General features: G+C 52.5%; 5 protein-coding genes. 4 read left to right on the top strand and 1 reads right to left on the bottom strand.

What is annotated here, in order from left to right:
* Window positions 1-111: 111 nt before the first annotated feature.
* From ACQY36_RS07875 to ACQY36_RS07860, 4 genes are all read left to right on the top strand, one after another.
* Window positions 112-447 (top strand): histidine triad nucleotide-binding protein, encoded by a 336-nt coding sequence (locus tag ACQY36_RS07875; RefSeq protein WP_428057683.1) that lies wholly within the window; start codon window positions 112-114, stop codon window positions 445-447.
* Between the two features lie 103 nt (window positions 448-550).
* Complete coding sequence (gene rpsU / locus ACQY36_RS07870; RefSeq protein WP_087286540.1) at window positions 551-745, top strand: 30S ribosomal protein S21; 195 nt, start codon at window positions 551-553, stop codon at window positions 743-745.
* Window positions 746-833: 88 nt separating this feature from the next.
* Window positions 834-2585 (top strand): DNA primase, encoded by a 1752-nt coding sequence (dnaG, locus tag ACQY36_RS07865; protein WP_428070785.1) that lies wholly within the window; start codon window positions 834-836, stop codon window positions 2583-2585.
* Between the two features lie 7 nt (window positions 2586-2592).
* Complete coding sequence (locus ACQY36_RS07860; RefSeq protein ID WP_428057679.1) at window positions 2593-4305, top strand: sigma-70 family RNA polymerase sigma factor; 1713 nt, start codon at window positions 2593-2595, stop codon at window positions 4303-4305.
* Between the two features lie 76 nt (window positions 4306-4381).
* Here ACQY36_RS07860 and ACQY36_RS07855 read toward each other — a convergent pair whose 3' ends face one another.
* Window positions 4382-4888, bottom strand: a complete 507-nt coding sequence (locus ACQY36_RS07855) for a type IV pilin protein (RefSeq protein ID WP_428078721.1) — start codon at window positions 4886-4888, stop codon at window positions 4382-4384.
* Between the last annotated feature and the right edge of the window lie 35 nt (window positions 4889-4923).

Raw genomic sequence — 4923 nt, 5'->3', positions numbered from 1 at the left:
TGCGGGTACATCCGACTAATTGAGCCACACTATTTAAACAATGTCGCCAAGCAACGTAAGCAAGGCCCCGGACGGTTGTTGCCCCAAAGCCGAAATATGTATAATAACTCTATGAACTGTATTTTCTGCGGCATTGCCGATGGCTCCGTCAAGAGCCAGCTGATTTACGAAGATGATGACGTGGTGGCGTTTAAGGATTTAAACCCCCAGGCCCCCACCCACATCCTGATTATTCCGCGCAAACATATTGCGCGCCTGTCGGAAGCGGACGAAAACGACGCGCTTCTTTTGGGCAAAGTGCTGCTGGCGGCCAAAAAGCTCGCCCGGCAGTTTGACTTAAAAGACTTCCGCCTCGTTACCAACAACGGCAAAGGCGCGGGCCAGAGCGTGGACCATCTGCACTTTCACTTAATGGCCGGCCGGCGTTTTTTGTGGCCCGCAGGCTGAAAACTCCGCGCCAAAAACGCGGAAAATAAGTTATAATATATATAAGGTAACACAATTGCTTTTTTATCTTTAGCTACTAGCCGTAGAAGGTGGTGAGTACGTAATGGTTTTCGTAAAAGTAAGAGACGCCGAACACCTTGAAGAAGCCCTTAAACGCTTCAAAAGAGAATGCGAAAAGAACGGCATCTTGAAAGAAATCAAAAGACGCGAAACTTATATGCCTCCGAGCGTAAAAAGAAAAATCAAATCGCAGGAAGCTCAGCGCCGCGCCAGACGCACCAAACGCAGACGTTTTTAATTAAAGAAGCACCACAGGCAATAGTCCTTTACGCAAGTATCGGGCTATTGCCTTCTTTGCCTTTAATCCAAAACCAGGCGGCGCAGGCGTGAATAACAACATTGTAGAAGAAATCAAGGACAAGTTAGACATTGTAGAATTTATCCGGCAATATGTGCCGGGCCTCAAACGCGCGGGTAAAACCTACAAGGCCTGCTGTCCTTTTCACAAAGAAAAGACCCCCTCTTTCACCTGCAGCAGCGAAAAGGGGCTGTTTTATTGCTTCGGCTGTCAGGAAGGAGGCGATATCTTTGCCTTCCTGATGAAGATGGAAAACCTGTCGTTTAACGAAGCGCTTGAAAAACTGGCCGATATGGCCGGGGTGGAATACAAGCCGGCCAAACCGATGACCGGCGAAGAGCTCCGCCGCGCGGGCGTACGCCGGCTGCTGGATTTTGCCAAGGCGTTCTATCACAAAAATTTAATGTCCGCAGGCGGCGAATTCGCGCGCGCGTACGTAAAACAGCGTAATTTGACGAAGGAAACCTGCCAGAAGTTTGAGCTGGGCCTGGCTAAAAACGAGCCCACCGCCTTTGCGCGCGAAGCCAAAGCGGCGGGATATTCCGAAAAAGATTTAAAAGACGCCGGCCTCTGCGTGCTGACCGCCTACGGCGCGCGGGACTATTACAGAAACCGCCTGATGTTCCCCATCATCAACCAACGGGGCGACACGGTGGGTTTCGGCGGGCGGATTTTAGGCGACGGCGAGCCCAAGTATTTAAATTCACCGGAAACGGTTTTATTTACCAAAAGCCATGTGCTGTACGGGCTCAACTTTGCGGGGCCGGCCATCCGCAAATCCGGCCGCGCGGTGCTGCTGGAAGGGTATATGGACGTAATCGCCTGCCACCAGGCGGGTGCGGAATACACGGTGGCCCCGCTGGGCACCAGTTTGACCGAAGAGCACGCGCGGCTGTTAAAACGCTATACGGACAATGTAACCGTGCTTTTTGACCCGGACGCCGCCGGCATTAAAGCGGCCCTGCGCGGCGCGCTTATTTTGATTGAGCGCGGGCTGTTTGTGAAAGTGGCCTCGCTGCCCGAAGGGCTGGACCCGGACGAATACATCGCCAAATACGGCAAAGACAGTTTTGAAAACATTTTAGACACCGCCCAAGACCTGATGGCGTTTCACACCGGGCTGCAGCTGGACCTGTACGACAAGCCCCTGCAGGCGCAGGACAAAACGCGCATCATCGCCGAACTGGCGGAAACCATCGCCAAACAGCCGGATGAAATCGTCCGGCGCGAATGGGCGAAATATGTGGCCGAACACGTAGGCGTGGACGAACAGCTGGTGCTGGAACGTTTAAGAAAGCCGGCGCTGGCCCCGGCTTCGTACCAACGCCGCCAAGCGGCCGCGCCCGCGGCCGCCGCTCCCGCCAACGCGGCGGAAGAAGATTTGTTGTCGTGGCTGTTAAAAAGCCCGGAGCACCTGGTATTGTGCTCGGAGCTGACGCAGGAAGATTTTTCCAATCCCGGCGCATGGCGTTTGTTCCAGGCCATCGTCCGGGCGCGCGCGGAGCACCCGCAAGCGCAGAACCTGGCGGAACTGGCCGCCCAATACGCGCCGGAGCAGAAAAACGAACTCGTCAAACTCGCTCTCTTGCAAACCCCGACGGATTTCAATCCCGCGCGCGACATAGCCGCCTGCGCGGCCAAGCTGGAATCATCCGGGCTGCATAAACGCCTGGAAGCCGTAAAACGGCAGATGAAGCAGCTCGGTGCGGGCAACGTGCCGCCCGACGTAATTCAGACGTATATGCAGTTGCAGAACAAATTAAAAAAATATCGCAGTTGAGGAAAATATGGCATCTGGAAACAAAGCGCTGAAAGATTTAGTGGAAGAAGGCAAAGAAAGCGGTTTTTTATCCCTGGAGGAACTAAACCGTTCTATCGCCGCGTCGGATATGAGCGCGGAGGACATTGACGGCGTAATGGGTACGCTTGACGACTTGGGCATTCAGGTCGTGGACCAGAAAAAATTTAAATCCGTCTCCGCTTCCGACAAAGACGCGCTGAGCGAAGACTGGTCGGCCAGCCCGGACATCTCCAACTCCATCCGCATGTACCTGTCCGAAATGGGCAAGGTGCCGCTTTTGTCTCGCGACGAAGAAATCACCCTCGCGCGCAATATCCGCGAACGCGAAAAAGAACTGCGCAAGCTGGTGCTGGAGTCCCCCATCACGATGCGCGAAATCTGCAACTGGGAAGAGCTCGTAGACCAGGAAGAAATGACGACCAAAGAGCTGATGCCCCGCGGCAAACGCACCACGCGCGAGCTGAACAATATGCGCAAAAAACTTAAAGACGCGGCGCAGTTTATCGGCAAACGCGAGCAGGAAATCACCAAGCTGATGAAAGAACTGCGCGAAGGCGATTTGAGCGAAAAAAAGCGCAACAACCATATTGAAAAGCTGGAAGCCAAACAAAAAGAAGTGGTGGCCAGCATCACCAAGCTGAATTTAAACCAGAATAAAATCAAACGTTTGACCAACAAAATCAAAAACCTGGCCGACCGTTTGACCGAAGCCAAAAACGATATGCAGCGCTTTGACGATTATTTCGGCCCGTACGCCGACGTAAAAAAACTCGTCAACCGCTATAAAACCAAAAAGATTACCGACAAAGAATTTAAAAAAGCCACCAAATTCACCCTGCCGGAGCTGGAGCGCGCGCTTTCCAACATTGAAGACGTGCAAAGACGCCACGCCCAAATGGTGGATATGCTGCCGATGACCGAAAAGGAATTCATCGCGTTTAACGACCGCATCGTCTTCTTTGAAGATATGATTTTGCAGGACAAACTAAAACTCATCAAAGCCAACCTGCGCCTGGTGGTGTCCATCGCCAAAAAACACGTGAACTCCAACCTGGAACTGTCGGACCTGATTCAGGAAGGCGGCTTGGGGCTGATGAAAGCCGTTGAAAAATTTGAATACAAACGCGGGTTTAAATTCTCCACCTACGCCACATGGTGGATCCGCCAGAGCATCAACCGCGCCATTGCGGACCAGGCCAACACCATCCGCATCCCGGTGCATATGAAGGAATTGGTGTCCAAGCTTACCAAAGTAACCAACAAGTTCCGCCAGGAACACGGACGCGAACCCACGCTGGAAGATTATTCCAAAACGCTGCGCCTGTCGGTGGAAAAGGTGAAAAGCGTGCTTAAAATTATGCAGGACCCGATTTCCCTGTCCACCCCCATCGGCGAGGACGAGGATTCCAACCTGGAAGATTTTATTGAAGATAAGAACGGGCCGAACCCGACGAGCGCGGCCGTGGATTTCCTGCGCAAGCAGGAAGTGGCGGACGTGCTGGCCACGCTGTCCGAGCGCGAAGCCAAAATCATCAGCCTGCGCTTCGGCATTGATTCTGGTTATCCCCGCACCCTGGAAGAAGTGGGCAAAATGTTTAACGTTACGCGCGAGCGCGTGCGCCAGATTGAGGCCAAAGCCATTCGCAAGCTGCGCCACCCCAGCCGCACGAAAATGTTAAAAGACTACCAGGAAGCGTAATTTAGCGTTGCAAAACCCCCGGTCCCAACAAAGGCCGGGGGTTATATTTCATAAGTGCGCCAGGAAGCGATATTGCTTATATATTTGCCGTTAACAACCGTTCGCAGAAAAAGCCGGCGGGAGCCGTCCACCCCTGTTCCCAGCAGTAAATTTTTCCTTCCGATGTACTGTTTTTCACTTTATCATTCACATACGTAAATCCGGCACACTTATATTCCCCCGTGATAAAAGCGGAAGAAGAGAGGAAAAAAGAACCCGGAGCGTTGTTGATTACCAGCTCATAGCTTTTACCGGCGCGCACCGCATCCCCGGACGATACCGTCAGCGCACACTGACTGCCTTGCTGTGAACCAAAGCCGTCAAAATTTAAATCCAGTTCATCAAAGCGCGACGGATAATTTCCGTTGGCCATATAATACATCTCCTGCGCCTGGCCCAAAGCTTTTACCGCGGTCATCATTTCCACGGCGCGGGATTTCCATACCGCTTTTTCATACTGCGGCAGTGCGACTGCCGCCAAAATACCGATGATTAAAACCACCACTAACAGCTCTATTAGCGTAAATCCGAGACTTTTCTGCACGGGATATATCCCCCTATTTATATAAGTTGATATTC

The sequence above is a fragment of the Candidatus Avelusimicrobium alvi genome (genome assembly GCF_958451995.1).
Classification (GTDB): Bacteria; Elusimicrobiota; Elusimicrobia; order Elusimicrobiales; family Elusimicrobiaceae; genus Avelusimicrobium; species Avelusimicrobium alvi.
The sequence above is the reverse complement of the archived record's forward strand: the minus strand, read 5'-3'. Positions and strand labels throughout refer to the sequence as shown.